This window comes from Actinomadura luzonensis, assembly GCF_022664455.2.
Taxonomy (GTDB): Bacteria; Actinomycetota; Actinomycetes; order Streptosporangiales; family Streptosporangiaceae; genus Nonomuraea; species Nonomuraea luzonensis.
The window spans coordinates 2,461,687-2,480,192 of the sequence record NZ_JAKRKC020000001.1 but is presented as its reverse complement, the minus strand read 5'-3'; the positions used below and the strand labels follow the sequence as shown (position 1 = coordinate 2,480,192).

16 protein-coding genes are annotated in these 18,506 nt (G+C 71.7%); 7 read left to right on the top strand and 9 right to left on the bottom strand.

The features are described from left to right. The first annotated feature begins 4 nt into the window (after positions 1-4). Entirely contained in the window at positions 5-910 is a 906-nt protein-coding gene (locus MF672_RS11945; RefSeq protein ID WP_302893195.1) for a glycerophosphodiester phosphodiesterase family protein, read from the top strand. Here MF672_RS11945 and corA read toward each other — a convergent pair whose 3' ends face one another. Beyond that, positions 911-1,984: a magnesium/cobalt transporter CorA gene (corA, locus tag MF672_RS11940; protein WP_242380065.1), complete on the bottom strand. Its 1,074-nt coding sequence runs from the start codon at positions 1,982-1,984 to the stop codon at positions 911-913. Between the two features lie 395 nt (positions 1,985-2,379). On the opposite strand from corA, the gene purD reads away from it, so the two are divergent. The 4 genes from purD (at position 2,380) to MF672_RS11920 (ending at position 7,266) form a co-directional block, all read left to right on the top strand. Continuing rightward, a complete protein-coding gene (purD, locus tag MF672_RS11935; RefSeq protein WP_242380062.1) occupies positions 2,380-3,597 on the top strand; it encodes a phosphoribosylamine--glycine ligase in 1,218 nt (405 codons plus the stop codon). Beyond that, positions 3,594-4,430 carry a phosphoribosylaminoimidazolesuccinocarboxamide synthase gene (locus MF672_RS11930; RefSeq protein WP_242380060.1) on the top strand — a complete coding sequence of 279 codons (837 nt, stop codon included), beginning with the start codon at positions 3,594-3,596 and terminating at the stop codon, positions 4,428-4,430. The genes purD and MF672_RS11930 overlap by 4 nt, the downstream gene beginning before the upstream one ends. 79 nt (positions 4,431-4,509) lie before the next feature. Continuing rightward, positions 4,510-5,775 carry a UDP-N-acetylglucosamine 1-carboxyvinyltransferase gene (gene murA, locus MF672_RS11925; RefSeq protein WP_242380058.1) on the top strand — a complete coding sequence of 422 codons (1,266 nt, stop codon included), beginning with the start codon at positions 4,510-4,512 and terminating at the stop codon, positions 5,773-5,775. Positions 5,776-5,976: 201 nt separating this feature from the next. After that, positions 5,977-7,266: a GTP cyclohydrolase IIa gene (locus MF672_RS11920; RefSeq protein WP_242380056.1), complete on the top strand. Its 1,290-nt coding sequence runs from the start codon at positions 5,977-5,979 to the stop codon at positions 7,264-7,266. Positions 7,267-7,569: 303 nt separating this feature from the next. Here the strand turns inward: MF672_RS11920 and MF672_RS11915 are convergent, their stop codons facing one another. Next, positions 7,570-7,995 carry a rhodanese-like domain-containing protein gene (locus MF672_RS11915; RefSeq protein ID WP_242380054.1) on the bottom strand — a complete coding sequence of 142 codons (426 nt, stop codon included), beginning with the start codon at positions 7,993-7,995 and terminating at the stop codon, positions 7,570-7,572. Positions 7,996-8,146: 151 nt separating this feature from the next. Here MF672_RS11915 and MF672_RS11910 point away from each other — a divergent pair, with 151 nt between their 5' ends. Continuing rightward, on the top strand, positions 8,147-9,085 hold the full coding sequence (locus MF672_RS11910; protein ID WP_242380052.1) for an EamA family transporter: 939 nt from the start codon (positions 8,147-8,149) through the stop codon (positions 9,083-9,085). Between the two features lie 15 nt (positions 9,086-9,100). Here the strand turns inward: MF672_RS11910 and hisC are convergent, their stop codons facing one another. From hisC to MF672_RS11875, 7 genes are all read right to left on the bottom strand, one after another. Further along, positions 9,101-10,165, bottom strand: coding sequence for a histidinol-phosphate transaminase (gene hisC / locus MF672_RS11905; RefSeq protein WP_242380050.1), 1,065 nt, complete (start codon positions 10,163-10,165; stop codon positions 9,101-9,103). A 9-nt stretch (positions 10,166-10,174) separates the two neighbouring features. After that, positions 10,175-10,600, bottom strand: a complete 426-nt coding sequence (locus tag MF672_RS11900; protein ID WP_242380047.1) for an Rv1352/Rv1906c domain-containing protein — start codon at positions 10,598-10,600, stop codon at positions 10,175-10,177. Between the two features lie 10 nt (positions 10,601-10,610). Beyond that, positions 10,611-11,276 (bottom strand): NUDIX hydrolase, encoded by a 666-nt coding sequence (locus tag MF672_RS11895; protein WP_242380045.1) that lies wholly within the window; start codon positions 11,274-11,276, stop codon positions 10,611-10,613. 44 nt (positions 11,277-11,320) lie between these two features. Further along, positions 11,321-13,120 carry a DUF4434 domain-containing protein gene (locus MF672_RS11890; protein ID WP_242380043.1) on the bottom strand — a complete coding sequence of 600 codons (1,800 nt, stop codon included), beginning with the start codon at positions 13,118-13,120 and terminating at the stop codon, positions 11,321-11,323. A gap of 20 nt (positions 13,121-13,140) precedes the next feature. Beyond that, positions 13,141-14,229 (bottom strand): glycosyltransferase, encoded by a 1,089-nt coding sequence (locus MF672_RS11885; protein WP_242380041.1) that lies wholly within the window; start codon positions 14,227-14,229, stop codon positions 13,141-13,143. Positions 14,230-14,248: 19 nt separating this feature from the next. Next, positions 14,249-15,496 carry a nucleotide sugar dehydrogenase gene (locus MF672_RS11880; RefSeq protein ID WP_302893194.1) on the bottom strand — a complete coding sequence of 416 codons (1,248 nt, stop codon included), beginning with the start codon at positions 15,494-15,496 and terminating at the stop codon, positions 14,249-14,251. A 130-nt stretch (positions 15,497-15,626) separates the two neighbouring features. Then, entirely contained in the window at positions 15,627-17,312 is a 1,686-nt protein-coding gene (locus MF672_RS11875; protein WP_242380039.1) for a glycosyltransferase family 4 protein, read from the bottom strand. A 56-nt stretch (positions 17,313-17,368) separates the two neighbouring features. On the opposite strand from MF672_RS11875, the gene wecB reads away from it, so the two are divergent. Next, positions 17,369-18,499: a non-hydrolyzing UDP-N-acetylglucosamine 2-epimerase gene (wecB, locus tag MF672_RS11870; protein WP_242380036.1), complete on the top strand. Its 1,131-nt coding sequence runs from the start codon at positions 17,369-17,371 to the stop codon at positions 18,497-18,499. The last annotated feature ends 7 nt before the right edge of the window (positions 18,500-18,506 follow it).

Below are 18,506 nucleotides of genomic sequence, written 5' to 3'. Positions count from 1 at the left end.
GGTTGTGCGCGTTGAGATTCATGGTCACCGGGGCGCCCGGGGCCTGTGGCCGGAGAACACTCTGCCGGGCATGAGCCGCACGATGGAGCTCGGCGTTCACGCGCTGGAGCTCGACGTGGCGCTCACCGCCGACCGGCGGCTCGTGCTCACGCACGACCTGACGGTCTCCGCGGTCACCAGTGCCGACCGGCGGCCGCTGCGCGACGGCGACCCGCTCTACCCGTACGTCGGCAAACCGATCAACGCCCTCACGCTGGCCCAGCTCCGCACGCTCGACGTGGGCGTGCGCCTGCCGCGGCACCCCGAGGACCCGTTCGCGCTCACCCAGGTCCCCATCCCCGAGACCCGCATGCCGACGCTCGGCGCGGTGCTGGGGCTGGTCAACGCCTACGACGCCGAGAACGTGCGGCTGCACGTCGAGCTGAAGTCCGACCCCACCAGGCCGGAGCTGACCGCCGACCCCGAGATGTTCACCGACCTCGTGCTCGACGAGCTCGACCGGCACCGCAGGCTCGGCGACGTCGCCATCCTGAGCTTCGACTGGCGCGTCATCCGGCACGCCGCCCGCGTCGCGCCCGGCACCCGCCGCTTCGCGCTGATCGAGCCCGACACCCTGCACTGGCACGACGACCTCGGCCCCGACGTGCCCGCCGCCGCCCGCGCGGCCGGCGCGACCACGCTCTCGCCCGAGCACGTCATGGTGGACGAGAAGCTGATGGCCGAGGCCGCCGCCGCGGGGCTCGACGTCGCCGTGTGGACGGTCAACGACGCCGCGCTCGGCGCCCGGATGCTGGACCTCGGGGTGGCCGGCATCGTGACCGACTATCCCGATCGCATGCGCGAGCTGTGGCGCGAGCGCGGCCTGGAGCTGCCCGAGCCCGTCGGCCCGCTCAAGCCCGTGGGCGTGTGATCAGAGCCAGCCGTTGCGGCGGAAGCCGCGGTGCAGGAGCACGCAGGCGGCCGCCATCACGGCCAGCACGGCCGGATAGCCCCAGACCTGCTTGGTCTCGGGCATGAAGTCGAAGTTCATGCCGTAGATGCCGGCGATCATCGTGGGCACGGCCAGGATGGCCACCCAGGAGGAGATCTTGCGCATGTCCTCGTTGGCGAGGGCGTTCGAGCGGGCCAGCGCGGCCTGGAGGATCGAGCTGCACAGCTCGTTGGAGGACTCCACCTGCTCGCACACCCGCGAGAGGTGGTCGCCGACGTCGCGGAAGTACTCCCGCATCTCCGACGGGATCACCCGCCGCTGCGGCAGCGCCGACAGCGGCGCCTGGAGCGGCGTGACCGCCCGCTTCATCTCCAGCATCTCCCGCTTGAGCTGGTAGATGCGGTTGATGTCGCGGGAGCTGACGTCGGCGAAGACGGTGGCCTCGACCTCCTCCAGTTCGAGCTGCATGAGGTCGGCCACCTGGAGGTACTGGTCGACGACGTGGTCGGCGATGGCGTGCAGCACGCCGGCCGGGCCGCGGTTCATCAGCTTGGGCTTGTCCTCCAGGCGCTCGCGCACGACGGTGAGCGGGCAGTGCTCGCCGTGCCGGACGGTGACCACGAAGTCCGCGCCGAGGAAGACCATGATCTCGCCGGTGGCGATGATCTCGCTGTTGTCGGTGAGCTGGTCGTGGTCCAGGTAGGCGATGGTCTTCAGCACCATGAACAGGGAGTCGCCGTAGCGCTCGACCTTGGGGCGCTGGTGCGCCTTGACCGCGTCCTCGACGGCGAGCGGGTGCAGGCCGAAGACCTCCGACAGCCACTCGACCTCGGGGGCCTCGGGCTCGTGCAGCCCGACCCAGACGAAGGCGTTGGCGCCCTCGATGTCCTTGTTGTGCTCGCGGACGAGGTCGAGGGCCTCGACGATGCCGGCGGCGGGGACCTTCTTGCCCCGCACGTACGCGCCGAACTCGACGACGGAGGCGACGGGCGGCACGCAGGGCTCGCCACGACCGGCGGGCTTCACGATCGGGTGCGCGGCACGCCGCGGCACGGGGTGGCGGTTGATACGACGGAAAAGCGTGGACGAGCGCATGGCAGTCCCTTTCCGCCCGACATGGCACGCTCCACGCGACGAAAAAGTCACCTCACTGGCGTGGAGGCACGATCAGGCTGCCTGATTGGAGTGGTCGGGGGCACACGGGGAGTACGTGCAGATGTGGCACGTACTGCTGGGATCACCAGGATTCATCCCGGACCACCTCCAATCGCAAGAGACGCCGCAAAGCCGCCTTAAACTACCACAGGCGGGTGAACGTAAACGACGATACCCTCGCGGCGGCGTGCCGCTCAGGTAGAACCGCACAAAGTTTGTCGCCTGTTCCGGCATAAGGTGCAGTGGGCACCTGGACCGGCTCCCGGTCCCCCGGGCCTGCGACAATGGGGCGCGTGCGCGTTCTAGTCATTGGTTCCGGAGGGCGTGAGCACGCCCTGTGCCGTTCGCTCCAGCTCGATCCCCAGGTCACCGAGCTCCACTGTGCCCCCGGCAACGCGGGCATCGAGCAGGTCGCGACCGTCCACCCCGTCGATCCGCTCGACCCCGGGCAGGTGGCCGAGCTGGCCACCCGGCTGCGGGCCGACCTCGTGGTGGTCGGGCCCGAGGCGCCGCTCGTGGCCGGGGTGTCCGACGCGGTGCGCGAGGCGGGCATCGCCTGCTTCGGGCCCTCCCGCGACGCCGCCATGATCGAGGGCTCCAAGGCGTTCGCCAAGGAGATCATGCGGGCCGCCGACGTGCCCACCGCGCGGGCCCGCACGTGCGAGACCGAGCAGGAGGCCGCGGCGGCGCTCGACGAGTTCGGCGCCCCGTACGTGGTCAAGGACGACGGGCTGGCGGCCGGCAAGGGCGTCGTCGTCACCTCCGACCGCGAGCGGGCGCTCGCGCACGCGCGGGCCTGCGAGCGGGTGGTGATCGAGGAGTACCTCGACGGCCCCGAGGTGTCGCTGTTCGCGCTCTGCGACGGCAGCACGGCCGTGCCGCTCCAGCTCGCCCAGGACTTCAAGCGCGCCTACGACGGCGACCAGGGCCCCAACACCGGCGGCATGGGCGCCTACACGCCGCTGCCCTGGGCTCCCGAGGGCCTGACCGACCAGGTCATGCGGGAGATCGTGCACCCCACGATCGCCGAGCTGTCCCGGCGCGGGCTGCCCTACCAGGGGGTGCTCTACGTCGGGCTGGCCCTGACGGCGAAGGGGCCGAAGGTCGTCGAGTTCAACGCGCGCTTCGGCGACCCCGAGATCGAGGTGCTGCTCGACCGGCTGGAGACGCCGCTCGGCGGGCTGCTCATGGCCGCCGCCACCGGCGAGCTGGGCCTCGACCCGGTGTTCCGGCCGGGCTCGGCGGTCACCGTGGTGATCGCGGCCGAGGGCTACCCCGACTCGCCGGTCAAGGGCGACCCGATCACCCTGCCCGCCGACTCCGCCCACGCGTACGTGCTGCACGCCGGCACGGCGAGGCGCGAGGACGGGCAGGTCGTCGCCAACGGCGGCCGGGTGCTCGCGGTGGTCGGCAACGGGCCCGACCAGGAGAGCGCCCGCGCCAACGCCTACGAGCTGGCGGGCCGCGTCGAGCTGCGCGGCTCGCACCACAGGACGGACATCGCCCGATGAAGCGCGTGCACTCCGGCAAGGTACGCGACCTCTACGAGACCGAGGACGGCCTGCTGCTGATGGTCGCCTCCGACCGGATCTCGGCCTTCGACCACGTCCTGGAGCCCGACATCCCCGACAAGGGGGCCATCCTGACGCAGCTCTCGCTGTGGTGGTTCGACCAGCTCAAGGACGTCGTGCCCAACCACGTGGCGGCCCCCGGGCCCGAGGCGCGCAGCGTGCTGTGCCGGCCGCTCACCATGGTGCCGGTCGAGTGCGTGGCGCGCGGCTACCTGGCGGGCGGCGGGCTGAACGAGTACCGCGCGGGCGGCGCGGTCTCCGGGGTGCGGCTGCCGGCCGGGCTGGAGGACGGCTCGCGGCTGCCGGAGCCGGTCTTCACGCCGTCCACGAAGGCGCCGCAGGGCGAGCACGACGAGCCGATCCCGTACGAGCGGGTGGTGGCGGAGGTCGGCGCGGAGACCGCCGAGGAGCTGCGCCGCATCACGCTGGCCGTCTACACGCGCGGCGCGGAGATCGCCGCCGAGCGCGGCATCATCCTCGCCGACACCAAGATCGAGCTGGGCTGGGACTCCGACGGCGTGCTGACGCTGGGCGACGAGGTGCTGACCCCCGACTCCTCGCGTTTCTGGCCGGCCGACGAGTGGAAGCCGGGCCGTTCTCAGCCGTCTTTCGACAAGCAATATGTACGCGACTGGTTGCTTTCGCCCGAATCAGGATGGGACAAATCATCGGGAAACCCCCCACCTCGGCTTCCTGACGACGTCGTCGAGCGCACCCGGCAGCGATACCTAGAAGCGTATGAGCGGCTCACGGGGTCTCCCTTTAGCGGATGATTCGGCTGGGTCATGTGGTGTTAGCGACTACTGTTGGCCCGATCAAGCCCTTCACCGCTGAATTCAAGGAGCCGCACGAATGGTCCGTTACCGCGTGCGCGGTGGCAACGCACTGCGTGGAACCGCGTTCATCCAGGGCGCGAAGAACGCCGTGCTGCCCATGATCGGCGCGGCTCTGCTCGCCGCGAAGGGCCGCACCGTCCTGCGCAACGTCCCGATCATCGAGGACGTCCGGCGCGCGGTCGAGCTGGCCGAGTCCGTCGGCGCCTACGTCGAGCTGCACGAGTCGGAGCGCACGCTGGTCATCGACGCCTCCCGGGTGAGCAGCCCCGTGCTGCCCGCCGAGATCGCGCGGCGCTTCCGCGGCTCGGTGCTGTTCACCCCGGCGCTGCTGCACCGCCTCGGCGAGGCGATCGTGGAAGGGGTCGGCGGCTGCAACCTCGGCAGCCGCAACCTCGACTTCCACTACCTCGGCTACAAGCGCCTCGGCGCGATCGTGGACGAGGGCGAGACGGTCATCCACGTCAAGGCCAGCGGCCTGACCGGGGCCACCCTCTACCTCGACACCCCCTCCCACACCGGCACCGAGAACCTCATCATGGCCGCCTGCCTCGCCAAGGGCACGACCGTGATCGAGAACGCCGCGCTGGAGCCGGAGGTGCTCGACGTCATCGACCTGCTCACCAAGATGGGCGCGCGCATCAGCGGCGGCGGCACCGGGTTCATCACGGTCGAGGGCGTGGAGGAGCTGCACGCCGTCGAGCACACCGTGATGCCCGACCGCCTCGACGCCGGCGTGTTCGCGATGGCGGCGGCCATCACCGGCGGCGAGCTGAGCCTCGTCGGCACCGGTCTCGACCTCGGCGTCGTGCGCTACAAGCTGGAGCAGATGGGCGTCGGGTTCGCCCGCCAGGGCGCGGTGCTGCACGTGCGCTGCGAGGGCCCGCTGCGCCCGATCAACATCATCACCGACACCTACCCCGGCTTCGCCACCGACCTGCAGTCGCCGATGATGACGGTCGCCGCGCTCGCCGACGGCACCAGCTACATCCACGAGCGCATCTTCGACGGCCGCTTCGCCCTGGCCGGCGAGCTCAACAAGATGGGCGCCAACGTCGAGGTGCGGGGCAGCCGCGCCGTGGTGCGGGGGCGCACCCCGCTGACCGGCGCCCGGGTGACCGCCCACGATCTGCGCTCCGGCATCGCGCTCGTGCTCGCCGGCCTCGCCGCCGAAGGCGAGACCGTCATCGACTCCGGATACCTGATCGACCGCGGCCACGCACATCTCGCCGCGCGAATGCGGGCGCTCGGCGCGGACATTACACGAGAGATTTCCGAACGCTAAAAAACGCGAGAAAAACCTCGTTGAGCTGCTGAGACATCTTGTCGGGCGGTCAACCAGAACGGCTTTCCGGAAAAGTCGGGCGTGACATTACGGCCCCCGCGAGCGATCGTTCCAAAAGAGAGCACTGCAACGGACGGCAGGATGGGACGAACATTGGTCGAGAGGGCCGAAGAAACTCCCCGAGTGTCACGCCCGGGCGCTATGACACCGGACCTCACCATCGGCGTGGTCGGACCCCACGACCTCGTCGAGCGGGTCATGCTGATGGGTCACGCCGCTGCACCGCTGCCGTGTCGCCTCGTCGCCGCCGCTTACCGCGACGAGCAGGAGGCGCCCGACAAGGTGACGCGGCTCGGTCCCGGCGTCGACGCGTGCCTGTTCGCCAGCCCGGTCCCCTATGACCTGGCCAGGCGTTCAGGTGTGCTGACGATGCCGGCGACCTACGTGCAACTCGGCGGAGCAGCATTGGTGGCGGCGCTGGCCAAGGCGGCGCTGGACACCCGCATCGACCCCCAGCGGGTCAGCATCGACGTGATCAGCAGGGCCGACGTCGAGGAGGCGTACACCGACCTCGGCATACCGGCCACGGACGTGCACAGCCGCGACGAGCCGGGAGCCACCGGCACGATCGCGGCCTACCACGAACGCCTGGCCCGCCAGGGGGTCACCACGGGGGCGCTGACGTGCCTGCCCGCGGTGGCCGAACGCCTGCACGCGGCCGGGGTGCCGGTCATCAGGATCCGGCCCACGTCGGCGGCCGTGCGCACCGCGCTGCACACCGCGGCGCTGCTCGGCGCGCATCACCGGCTGGAGGAGTCGCAGCTCACCGTGGTGCTGGTGGAGGTGCCGACGCTGCGCGAGCCCGTGCGCCGCGCCGCGCCCCGCTACTGGCGCGACGAGCTGCGGCTGTCGCTGCACCGACTGCTGGTCCAGGAGGCGAACCGGATCAACGCCACCGTCTGGCCGATCGACGATCACAGCTACCTGGTCACCGCGACCAGGGGCTCGATCGCGGCGGCCACCGACGGGTTCCGGGTGTTGCCGTTCGCCGCCAGGATCCGCGACGAGCTGGGGCTGGCGGTCGAGGTCGGCGTGGGCATGGGGCGCACGACGCATGACGCGGAGTCGCACGCGCGGGCCGCGCTGGCCCGCACGCAGGCGGGCAAGCAGGCCCAGGGCTTCGCCGTGGACCGCGAGGGGCGGGCGCTCATCCCGGCCCCGCGGATGCCACCGGCCGGCTCCACCGCGCTCAAGCCCAAGGGCGTGGAGGTGCTGGCCCGGCTGGCGGCGAAGCTGGAGGGCGGCGACACGGTGGTGGACGCGGAAGGAGCGGGCAAGATGCTGGGGGTCACCCCGCGGACGGCCCGGCGGTTGCTGCGCACGTTGGTTGACGAGGGACTCGCGTGGCCGCTACCGCCCAACCGCACGCCGCAACCGGGCCGCCCCCGGCAGCTCTACCGGCTGATCGTGGAGAAGCTGGGCCCGCGGTAGACGGTTCCGCCGTCCTCACCGGCGGCGGGCCCGTCCGGTACGGCCCCGTCCGGGCCGTTTCAAGGGGTCATGGTGACCCGCGCGTTGACCGACGCTGTCACCTTTGCGCACCTGCGCATTGACTCTTGCCGGGTTGTTGGTTGACCCGCCTGGATGCGGGTATGTTCCTCACGCCCCCGATCGACACGATTCGGACGGGGGCGCCAACTTTTTCGGCCACCGGGGCGGCAGGCCGCGGAAACGGGCGCTGCGCGGCGCTGTGACAGCGCTGCGCGGCACCGCCGGCCTCTTGGGGCTCCAGGGTCAGCAGCCGCACGCGACGGCCGCCACCGGGGCCGTGAGGGCGTCCACCGGCCGCCGGGCGACGCCCTCGGCGGTCTCGACGGGGAAGCCCTCCCGCGCCCAGTACTCGAAGCCGCCGATCATCTCCTTGACCTCGTACCCGAGGCGGGCGAACTCCAGCGCGGCGCGGGTCGCGCCGTTGCAGCCGGGGCCCCAGCAGTAGGTGACCACGAGGGAGCCCGGCGGCACCAGCTCGGCGGCCCTGGCCGGGATCTCGGCGGTCGGCAGGTGCACGGCTCCTTCGATGTGGCCCTGGTCCCAGCTCTCGCGGCTGCGGGAGTCGACCACCACCAGGCCGGGACGTCCGGCGGCCAGGGCGGCGGCGGTGTCGGAGACGTCGGTCTCGAAGGCCAGGCGGGCGGTGAAGTGAGCGATGGCGTCGGACATGGGGAACTCCTCTCGGCTGGCGACGATCCTGACAGCCGCGCCGGAGGCCCGGACAGTGGCGTGATTGCCGCTTATCGCTCATATCCCGCCACAGTCCAGAGTCTGGTACCCGCGAGCGTTCTGTCACTTCTGCCCGGTATCGTCATGAGCCATGAGCGCGAACACCACTGACACCCCCCGCCCCCTCCTCACGTGGGGCGCGCTGAGCATCGTCTACGTGGTGTGGGGCTCGACGTACCTCGCCATCAGGATCGTCATCGAGACCATGCCGCCGATGCTCAGCGGGGCGCTGCGCTTCCTCACGGCCGCCCTGCTGCTCGGCGCGTTCCTGCTGGTGCGCAAGGGCGGCGCCCCGTTCCGGATGTCGGGCCGGCAGGCCGGCGGCGCGGCACTGGTCGGGCTGCTGCTGCTGACCGGCGGCAACGGCATGGTCGCGGTGGCCGAGCAGCACATCCCGAGCGGCCTCGCGGCGCTGCTCGTCGCGTCGGTGCCGCTGTGGCTGGTGGTGTTCAGGATCGTCGCGAGGGACCGGCCCGCGCTGCTGACGCTCGCCGGCGTGCTGGTCGGCTTCGGCGGGGTCGCCGCGCTGTCGCTCAACGGCGGCGGCGGGACGGCGAGCACCACCGGCATCGTGGTGATCCTGCTGGCGTCGTTGTCGTGGTCGATCGGGTCGTTCCTGTCCGCACGCCTGCCCATGCCGCCGAACGTGTGGGCGGCCAGCATGGTCGAGATGGCGGCCGGCGGGCTCGGCCTGATCGTGACCGGGCTGTCGTTCGGCGAACGGCTCGACCTCGCGGCGGTGTCGGGCCGCTCGTGGGCGGGCCTGGCCTACCTGGTGCTGGCCGGCTCGCTGGTGGCCTTCACCGCCTACACCTGGCTGCTCGGCAACGCGCCGATCTCGCTGGTGTCCACCTACGCCTACGTCAACCCGGTCGTCGCGGTCGTCCTCGGCGTGCTCGTGGTGAACGAGGTCGCCACGCCGCAGATGATCATCGGCGGCGCGGTCATCCTGGTGGGCGTCGCCCTGGTCGTCTCCACCGAGCGCCGCAACAGGACCAGGGCCGCGGAGCCGGCGAAGGTGACCGCCTGACCGGCCGCTGCGGGTTCAGCAGCGGTGCGGGAAGCTCTCGGCGGCGGCCAGGAAGGCGTCGTTGGCCTCCGGGTCGGCGATCGTGACGCGGCAGCCCTCCGGATGGAACGGCCGCACCGCCACGCCCTCCGCCGCGCAGGCCGCCGCGAAGTCCATGGTGCGCTCGCCGAGCCGCAGCCAGACGAAGTTGGCCTCCGAGGGCGGCACCGTCCAGCCCTGCCCGACCAGCGCCTCGCGGACCCGGGTGCGCTCCTTGACCACCCGCTCGACCCGTTCGAGCAGCTCGCCCTCGGCCCGCAGCGAGGCCACGGCGGCGAGCTGGGCCAGGTGGTTGACGGCGAACGGCACCGTGGTCTTGCGCACCGCCGTCGCGACCGGCTCGGGCCCGATCAGGTAGCCGACCCGCAGCCCCGCGAGGCCGTACGCCTTGGAGAACGTGCGCAGCACGCACACGTTGGGCCGGTCGCGGTAGAGCTCGACGCCGTCGGGGACGTCCTCGTCGCGCACGTACTCGCGGTAGGCCTCGTCCAGCACCACCAGCACGTCCTCGGGCACCCGGTCGAGGAAGGCGGTCAGCTCGCGGCGGCGGATCGCGGTGCCGGTCGGGTTGTTCGGGTTGCAGACGAAGATCAGCCTCGTGCGGTCGGTCACCGCCTCCGCCATGGCGTCGAGGTCGTGGTCCTCGCCGGCCAGCGGCACGCGTACCGACGTCACCCCGGCCAGGTCGGCCAGCAGCGGGTACGCCTCGAACGAGCGCCAGGCGTAGACGACCTCGCCCCCGGGCTCGCCCACCGCCTCCAAAAGCTGCTGCGCCACCGTCACCGAGCCGGGCCCGAGCGCCACGTGCTCGGCCGGTACGCCGTACCGCGCCGCGACCGCCTCGGTCAGCTCGACCGAGCCCGCGTCGGGGTAGCGGTGGATCTGCCGCGCGCCCTCGGCGACCGCCTCGACCACGGACGGCAGCGGGTCGTAAGGAGACTCGTTGGACGACAGCTTGTAGGAGCGCCCGTCGGGCGCGGCGACCGCCTTGCCCGGCCGGTAGGGGGCCATGGTGTCCAGGATCTGGCGGAAACGAGGCATGGACCTACCTTAGTTCGTGCTGAGCACCCACTCACCGCATCCGCCCGTGACGAACCCTTTGTCGGTGGGCAGGATCGTCACCCGCACCGGCCCCGGCCCGGCGCCCGTGCCGTAGGCGATGACGTCGCCGGCCCGCCCGTCGAGGCCGCGCAGCCGCGCCCAGGCGCACGTCTCGTTCGGGCCACGGCCCGGGACGTACCCGGGGGCGACGTAGGTGCCCGGCTCGATGTCCGAGCCCACGACCAGCAGGTGGGGCAGGTCGGGGTCGCTGCCCTGCCGCCACGGCACCGTCTTGATCGCCAGCGGGGCGTCGGTGCCGGGGATGGAGAGCGTCTGTCTCGTGGCGGGCGGCGAGACGAGCGACAGGACGACGGCGACACCGGCCGCCGCGACCAGCGCGGCCAGCAGCAGGATGCCCAACGAGCCCGCCCTCATGCGATCGACATTACTCCTTGAGCGAGCGCAGCATCGGAGGGTGCAGCAGCTCGGCGGGGCCGCGCCGGTAGAGCTTGGCGGGCCGGCCGCCGTCGCGCGTGGTGGTGCCGCCGGTCTCGACCAGGAAGCCCTCGGCCTTGGTGACCTTGCGGTGGAAGTTGCGCGGGTCGAGCGGGCGGCCCCACACGATCTCGTAGACGCGCCGCAGGTCGGCGACCGTGAACTCGGCCGGGCAGAAGGCCGCGCCGAGCGAGGTGTACTCCAGCTTGGCCCGCGCCCGCTCGACGCCGTCGAGCATGATGCGGCGGTGGTCGAAGGCCATGACCGCGAGGGCGTCGACCGGCTGCCAGCTCATGTGGGCCTTCTCGGAGGCGGGCAGGTCGGGGGCGAGGCCGAGGTAGGCGACGCTCAGCACGCGCTGGCGCGGGTCGCGGTCGGGGTAGCCGTAGGTCTGGAGCTGCTCCAGGTGGACGGGCGCGCCCGGCAGGCCGGCCCGTTCGGCGAGGATGCGGCGGGCCGCGTCGGGAAGGTCCTCGTCGAGCTGGATGAAGCCGCCCGGCAACGACCAGCGCCGCAGGAACGGCGGGTTGTCGCGGCGCCACACCAGGGCGCTCAGGGCGTTGTTACGCACGGTGAGCACGACCAGGTCGACGCTGACCGGGACGCTCGGGACCATGCACGGCACGTTACACGCACCCGTGAGGGGCGGCGAACGCCCGCTCAGGCCGCGATGCGGACGTGCAGCGGCTCGCTGGAGACCAGGCCGTTCGCGCCCTTGACGGTGACCCGTACCCATTCGTCGGCCGGCACCTGGGTCCAGTCGAACGGCACCCACGCCGTCGCCATGCCCTCGGGCAGCTCCTCCAGCGGGTCCTCCTCCAGCCAGCCCACCTGGGGCACCGACAGCTCGCGGGTGCCGCCGGACCACTCCACGGACACCGTGGAGCCCGCCAGGTTGTAGCCGCGCACCTCGACGCCGTCCTGGATGTCGCGCGAGCGCCGGATGGCGTCCACGGCGACCGGCCGCCGCCAGTCGGCGGTGATCTCCTTCTCCAGCGACGGCTGGCCGCAGGTCATGAAGTCGCTCCACATATAGGAGACGACCTTCTGCACGTACCGGCCGGTCATGGTGACCGCCTGGTCCAGGCGCTTCTTGTCGGTCTTGCCGCGGGTGCCCTGCGGGGCGCACGGCCGCTCGCCGGACGGCTCGAACGCCTCCACGTTGGCCCAGAGCTGCACCTCGTAGCCGGCCTGGACCATCTCGTCGCGGGCGAGCGACATCTCGCGGTAGTAGTCGCGGGTGGAGCCGTAGTACGCGGTGCCGTAGGTGGACTCGCCGACGACCGGCCGCAGCCGCTCGTCCACCTCCTCGTCGCGCTCGTCCGGCCAGAACAGCCCCACCTTGCCGGTGCCGCGGCTGTCCTGCGGGGCGATGATGCCGACCCCGGTCTTGGCCAGCGCCTTGAACGCCTCGGCCACCTGCTTCGGGGTCTGGCCGAAGGCCACCCGGCGGCGCGCGTCCATGTACGGGCTGATGAGGATGGGCTTGCCCGGCAGCTCCTGCTCGACGATGGTGTGCTGGTCGGCGTAGACCTCCAGCGTCGGGTTGCTCGCCAGGGTGTCCGACATCTGCACCTCGAACGGCTGGTAGACGCCGCCGAGGGAGGCCCGGTCGGCGAAGCGGGCGCCGTAGTCCTGGAGGATGCGCCGGGTCAGGGTGGTCAGCGTGCCGAGGTGCTTCTTGTTGGCCCTGATCGGCGTCTTGGGGTCGCGCGGGGCCAGCGGCAGGGCGGGGAAGACGCGCATGCCGAACTGGTCGCCGAGGTCGAGGAGCTTGGTCAGGCTGTCGGTCTCGGAGCCCGCGACGAGGATCAGGTCGTAGGAGGCGCCCTTGCTGGAGAAGTCGCAGGTGGAGTCGTCGGAGCCGTCGGGCTGCGTGATCAGCCGGAAGTAGGTGCGCTTGCCGGCCCGCACGCTGTGCTCCATCTCGGGGCAGCGGAACAGGTTCGGGCCGAACGACTCGTCGGTGCGGTAGACGTAGGTGCGGCCGATCCGGTTGTCCGGGTTGGCCTTCATCAGGTCGCGCTCGGCGGCGTCGTGGCAGGTGAGGCCGTCCTCGCGGCACGCCTTGTAGAGGGAGTCGAGCTCGCCGTCCCTGGTCTGCACCTCGCCGTCGGCCGAGACGGTGCGGAACTGCAGGCCGTAGCCGATCCTGATGATGGTGTCGCCGCCGACGTCGTGGATCTCCTTGAGCTGGGTGCGCCAGGTGCAGGGGTCCGACTTCGGGGTGATCCAGTAGCCGGTGACGGCGTAGGGGGCCTTCTCCTTGGTCTCGAAGGTGCCGCAGCGGTCGGTGAACTCGCTGACCTTCGGGGTGGGAGCGGTCTGCGACGGCTTGGCCGGGGTGGTCGGCGCGACCGCGGCGACCTTCTTCTCCTCACCGGCCGGTTGCAGCACGATGACGACGGCGGCCACCAGGGCCAGCACGGCCACGCCCACGACGAGGAACAGCCAGCGCACCTTCGACGTCCCGCCGTTCGTTATGACTTGACCCCCGCCCACGCTTCGAGCTGGGCGACGAAGCGTTTGGCGGAGTTGGGCCAGTGGTGGTTGGCGCGGGCCGCCGCGTAGCCGCGCGCGCCCTGCGCCCGCCGCTCCCGGACGTCGTCGCGCAGCGTCAGCACGGCCTGGGCCACCGCCTTCGGGTCCTGCCAGGGCACGACCACGCCGCTGTCGTAGCGCTCCACCAGCTCGACCGCGCGCGGCGACGGGGTGGTGATGACGGGGATGCCGTGCGCCATGTACTCGACGATCTTGGTGGGCATCGAGTGGCGGTAGTTGGGCTCGTCGTGCAGCAGCGACAGCCCGGCGAGGGCGCCGTCGAGCCGCTTCAGCGCCTCGTCGTTGGGCATGAAGTCGCGCCACTCCAGCAGGCCCTCGGTGACGGCCTGGTTGAGCATCGGACGGCTCTGCGGGTCGGCGTAGCCGATCAGCTCCACCGCCACCCGGTACGGCTGCAGCAGCTTGGCCACCTCGACCGCCTCGAACACGCCCCGCGCGCGCGACAACCAGCCGAGGTAGACGACGCGGTCGTCGCCGGGCGGCGTGACGGAGTCGGGCACCCAGGTCTCGTTGGGCACGATCGGGTGGGCGTGCTTGAAGCGGCCCGCGTACGCGGTCTCGGCGAGCAGCAGGTGCAGGTGGCGCTCGGCGGTGCCTTCGAGCAGGCGGGCCAGGAAGCGCACCGGCGGGCGCAGGGCCGAGGGCAGCCACGGCTTGAGCGACAGCGTGGCCGGGGTGTCCTCGTGCACGTCCCACACGACCGGCGGCCGGTTGCGCACGCCCCACACCGCGAACAGCAGCTCGGGGTCGTGGACGAGGACGAGGTCGACCTTGCCGCGCATGCGCTTGAACACCTTGCGCGCCGCCCACACCGCGGCCACCCGCTTGCGCTGGGCGGCCCGCGGCAGGTCGACGCCGGTCACCCACGGGCGCGGGACGACGCCGAAGCCGGTGAAGGAGGCGGCATACGTGACCTCATGACCGGCGTCCACGAGCGCGCGGATCTGCCGGTGCAGGATCCTCGCGTCCTCGGGGTTATGCACCACCGTCATGACGAGCACGTGCACTGCGCGCAGCCCTCCGTCGCTACAGCCGCTCGACGCGTTCACCCTCGGCGAGCACGCCGCGGGTGTCGAGCACGAGCCTGGCCTTCGCCTCGACCATGTCCAGGTCGAACGCGGCGTGCTGCTGGAGCAGCAGCGTCACGTCCGCGCCGGTCACGGCCTCGGCCAGATCATCCTCACGCGGCACCAGGGTGCCGTCCACCGACCACTCCTTGACGTACGGGTCCGCGAACGAGAGGTCGGCCCCCAGCTCCAGCAGCGCACGCGCCACCGGCAGCGCCGGGGTCTCCCGCTCGTCGGCGATATCCGGTTTGTAGGTGACGCCGAGCATAACCACTTTGGCGCCGTTCACGGGCTTCTTATGCCTGTTGAGCAACCGCTGGACGCGCGCCACCACGTAGGACGGCATCCGCTCGTTGATCTCCTGCGCCAGCTCCACGAACCGGAACGGGTAGCCGAGCTTGCGCACGGTGTACGACAGGTAGGACGGGTCGACGGGGATGCAGTGGCCGCCGACGCCCGGCCCGGGCAGGAACTTCTGGAAGCCGAACGGCTTGGTCGCCGCCGCCTCGATCGCCTCCCACAGGTTGACGCCGAGCTCGTCGCAGAAGATCGCCATCTCGTTGACGAGGGCGATGTTCACGTGGCGGTAGGTGTTCTCCAGCAGCTTGGCCATCTCGGCCTCGCGGGTGCCGCTGACCGGCACGACCTGCTCGATGAAGCGGCCGTAGAACGCCGTGGCGCGGTCGCGGCAGGTCGCGGTGTAGCCGCCGACGACCTTCGGGGTGTTGCGGAGGCCGAACTTCGGGTTGCCCGGGTCGATGCGCTCGGGCGAGAAGGCCAGGTGGAAGTCCTCGCCGGCGACCAGGCCGGTGCTCTCCAGCAGGGGGCGGACCAGCTCGTCGGTGGTGCCGGGCCACGTGGTGGACTCCAGCACGACGAGGGTGCCCTTGGCGAGGTTGCGGGCCACGGCCTTGGCGGCGCCCTCGACCGCGGACAGGTCGGGGCGGTGGTCCTCGTCCAGCGGCGTCGGCACGCAGATGACGACGGTGTTGCTCCGGGCCAGCACGCTCTCGTCGAGGGTGGCCGTGAAGCCGTGAGCCAGCATGTGCTCGAGGTCGGCGTCGGTCAGGTCATCGATGTACGACCGTCCGGCGGTGAGGGCCTCGACCTTGCGGGGGTCGACGTCCACGCCGACGACCCGCAGACCGGCGGCCACCGCCTCCTTGGCGAGCGGCATGCCGACGTAGCCCAGGCCGATGACAGCCAAGTCTATTTCTGTCACAGCTGTGCCTTTGGGAGCCGGATACAACACTTCATGGTCGCAAAGGTTATCTCAAGTCCACCTAGCTCACGCCTAATGCGACCGAAACGCTCAGAACGTACAGCCAACACGAAGGTCATCTTTCGGTGAGCGACTGGTAAAGAGACCGGTAAGTCTCGGCAACGCGGCTCCAGGTGCGCTTGGCGGCGACCTCCGCGCGGCCCGCCTCGCCCATCTCGGCCCGCCTGGCGGGGTCCTCGCGCAGGCCCGCGACGGCCTCGGCCAGCGCCTCGGGGTCGCCGGGCGGCACCAGCAGGCCGGCGCCGTCGGAGCCCACCAGCTCGCTCAGCGCGGGCAGGTCGCTGAGCACCACCGGCTTGCCGAGCGCCATGGCCTCGACCGGCTTCAGCGGCGTGACCAGGCGGCAGACCCGCAGGTCCTCGCGCGGGCAGGCGAAGATGTCGATGGCGTCCTGCGCCTGCAGCGCCTCCTCGGGGCCCACCCGGCCGGGCAGGACGGCGTCCTTGAGCGCCAGCTCCTCGACCAGCGCCAGCAGGTTCTCCCGCTCGGCGCCGTCGCCGACGATGAGCACCCGCACCGGCGTGCCCGCGTCGCGCAGCAGCGCGGCGGCCCGCAGCAGGGTGGCGAAGCCCTCGTAGGCCACGATGCTGGACACCGAGCCGATGACGATCTCGTTCTTCGCGATGCCGTAGGCGTCGCGGAAGGAGGCGCCGTCGTAGTGGGCGGTGAGCAGGGAGTCGTCCACGGCGTTGGGGGCGAGGTGGATGCGCTCGCGCGGCACGCCGCGTTCGACGATCTCGGCGGCCATGGTCTCGGCCAGCGTGACCACGGCGTCGGCCTCGCGCATGAGGAACGCCTCGCGCTCGCGCTGGAGCACGTGCCGCTCGCTGCCGACGCGGACCGGGTCGCGGGAGGCCCAGGTCTCCTCCAGGAAGCCGCGGACCTCGTAGACGAACGGGGTGCCGGTGCGGTCGCGCACGGCGTGGGCCACCGAGCCGTTGCGGTGGTCGGTGGCGGCGTGCAGGACCTGCGGGCGGAGCTGGGTGACGAGCTTGGTGACCGAGTCGGCGCCCCTGACCATGCGGCCGCGCATCTCGAAGGGCACCTCGCCGTGCCCGTCCGGCAGGTGCCGGTAGTAGGGGATGCCGTCGATCTCCTCGTACGGCGGCGCGTCGGCGTGCCCCTGCATCATCGGCCAGCCCCAGCTCGTGACCACGTGCGGGTCGAGCCCGGCGGCCTTCTGCGAGGTGACGATGCGGTGGGTGCGGACGGTGTAGCCGGCCTGCGTGTACGGCAGCGCGTTGGTGACCAGGTGCAGCACCCGCCCCTGGACCCGCTCCAGGATGGCCACCTTGGGGCCGGGCGGGATCGGGTCGGGGCTGATCGCGGCCAGCTCGCCGCGGTAGTAGGCGGCCCTGCGCTTGACGAACGGGTACTTGGTGTGGGCCTCCAGCACGGCGGCGGCCTCGCTGACGCGGCCGGCGTCCCAGTGGGCCTTGGCCTCGGCCCACGGCCCCTTGACCACGCGCATGCCGAACTTGCGCACCAGGCGGCGGGCCCGGCGCGCGGCCGGCCAGGCCACGCTGCCCACGACGGGGCGCAGCTTGGGCGGGAGCGCGTCGGCGGCGGCCTGGGCGACCCGGACGGGGTCGGCCTTGACCTTGGTCGCGACGACGCGGGAGACGATGATCGGGTGCTGGACGAAGCCCTTGAGAAGCCCGCCGACACCGGCACGGGCGGACTTCGCGGAAACCCTGCCGGCGCTTTGGGAGGAGTCTTGACGACTGGCGTCGGATGCCACGCAGGGACCGTACCATAGGCAGCGTTTTTTCCCTTCCGCTATGAAAGGCGAGGTCAATGAGGGAGAACCCCCTGGTCCTGCACGTTTTGGGTGCTCGTCCCAATTTCGTGAAAGCGGCCCCGGTGGTGCGGGCACTCGGCGAGCTCGGCGTGCGGCAGGGCATCATCCACACCGGCCAGCACTACGACGCACTGATGTCGGACGTCTTCTTCGCCGACCTCGGCCTGCCGGAGCCGGTGGCCAACCTGGGGGTCGGCTCTGGCAGCCACGCCAGGCAGACCGCGGCCCTGCTGGTCGGCCTGGAGGAGGTCGTGCAGGAGCAGGACCCCGACCTGGTCGTGGTGTACGGCGACGTGAACTCGACCCTCGCCGCCATCCTGGTCTGCGCCAAGCTGGGCGTGCCGACCGCGCACGTGGAGGCGGGGCTGCGCTCGTTCGACCGGGGCATGCCCGAGGAGGTCAACCGGGTCGTCACCGACGCGCTCGCCGACCTGCTCTTCGCCACCTCGCCCGAGGCGCTGGCGTACCTGGCGGGCGAGGACGTGCCGCCGGCCAAGGTGCACCTGGTGGGCAACCCCATGATCGACAGCCTGTACGCGGCCCTGCCCCGCCTGGACCCGGCGCCGGTGGTGGCGCGGCTCGGCATACCCGATCGGTATGCCGTCGCGACCCTGCACCGCCCGGCCAACGTGGACACCGCGGAGGCCGCCAAGGAGCTGGTGGACGCGGTGCTGGAGGTCTCCCGGCAGGTGCCGGTGGTGATCCCGGTGCACCCGCGCGGCAAGGCGCGGCTGGCCGAGGCGGGCCTGGTGGACGGCGGGACGGTCAAGGTGATCGACCCGCTCGGCTATGTGGACTTCCTCTCACTGGTCCGCGGGGCCGCGCTGGTGGTCACCGACTCCGGCGGCGTGCAGGAGGAGACGACCGTGCTGGGCGTCCCCTGCCTGACCCTGCGGCCCAACACCGAGCGGCCGATCACGATCACCCACGGCACGAACCGCCTGGTCACGCCCGCCCTGCTGCCGGCGGCGGCGGAGAAGGCGCTGGCCGACGGCGCCGCCACCCCGGCGGGCGAGCTGCCGGTGCTGTGGGACGGCAAGGCCGGGCCGCGCATCGCCACGGTGATCGCCGCCTGGCTCAAGGGCGACAACCTGGCACCGGCTTCCCAGGCGAAACGCCCCGAATAGCCATCAC

Bases quoted from the DNA above. Each gene is read 5' to 3' on its own strand.
- MF672_RS11930 (WP_242380060.1), top strand. From the start codon at position 3,594: ATGAAGCGCGTGCACTCCGGCAAGGTACGCGACCTCTACGAGACCGAG.
- murA (WP_242380058.1), top strand. From the start codon at position 4,510: ATGGTCCGTTACCGCGTGCGCGGTGGCAACGCACTGCGTGGAACCGCG.
- MF672_RS11920 (WP_242380056.1), top strand. From the start codon at position 5,977: ATGACACCGGACCTCACCATCGGCGTGGTCGGACCCCACGACCTCGTC.
- MF672_RS11915 (WP_242380054.1), bottom strand. From the start codon at position 7,995: ATGTCCGACGCCATCGCTCACTTCACCGCCCGCCTGGCCTTCGAGACC.
- MF672_RS11910 (WP_242380052.1), top strand. From the start codon at position 8,147: ATGAGCGCGAACACCACTGACACCCCCCGCCCCCTCCTCACGTGGGGC.
- hisC (WP_242380050.1), bottom strand. From the start codon at position 10,165: ATGCCTCGTTTCCGCCAGATCCTGGACACCATGGCCCCCTACCGGCCG.
- MF672_RS11900 (WP_242380047.1), bottom strand. From the start codon at position 10,600: ATGAGGGCGGGCTCGTTGGGCATCCTGCTGCTGGCCGCGCTGGTCGCG.
- MF672_RS11895 (WP_242380045.1), bottom strand. From the start codon at position 11,276: ATGGTCCCGAGCGTCCCGGTCAGCGTCGACCTGGTCGTGCTCACCGTG.
- wecB (WP_242380036.1), top strand. From the start codon at position 17,369: ATGAGGGAGAACCCCCTGGTCCTGCACGTTTTGGGTGCTCGTCCCAAT.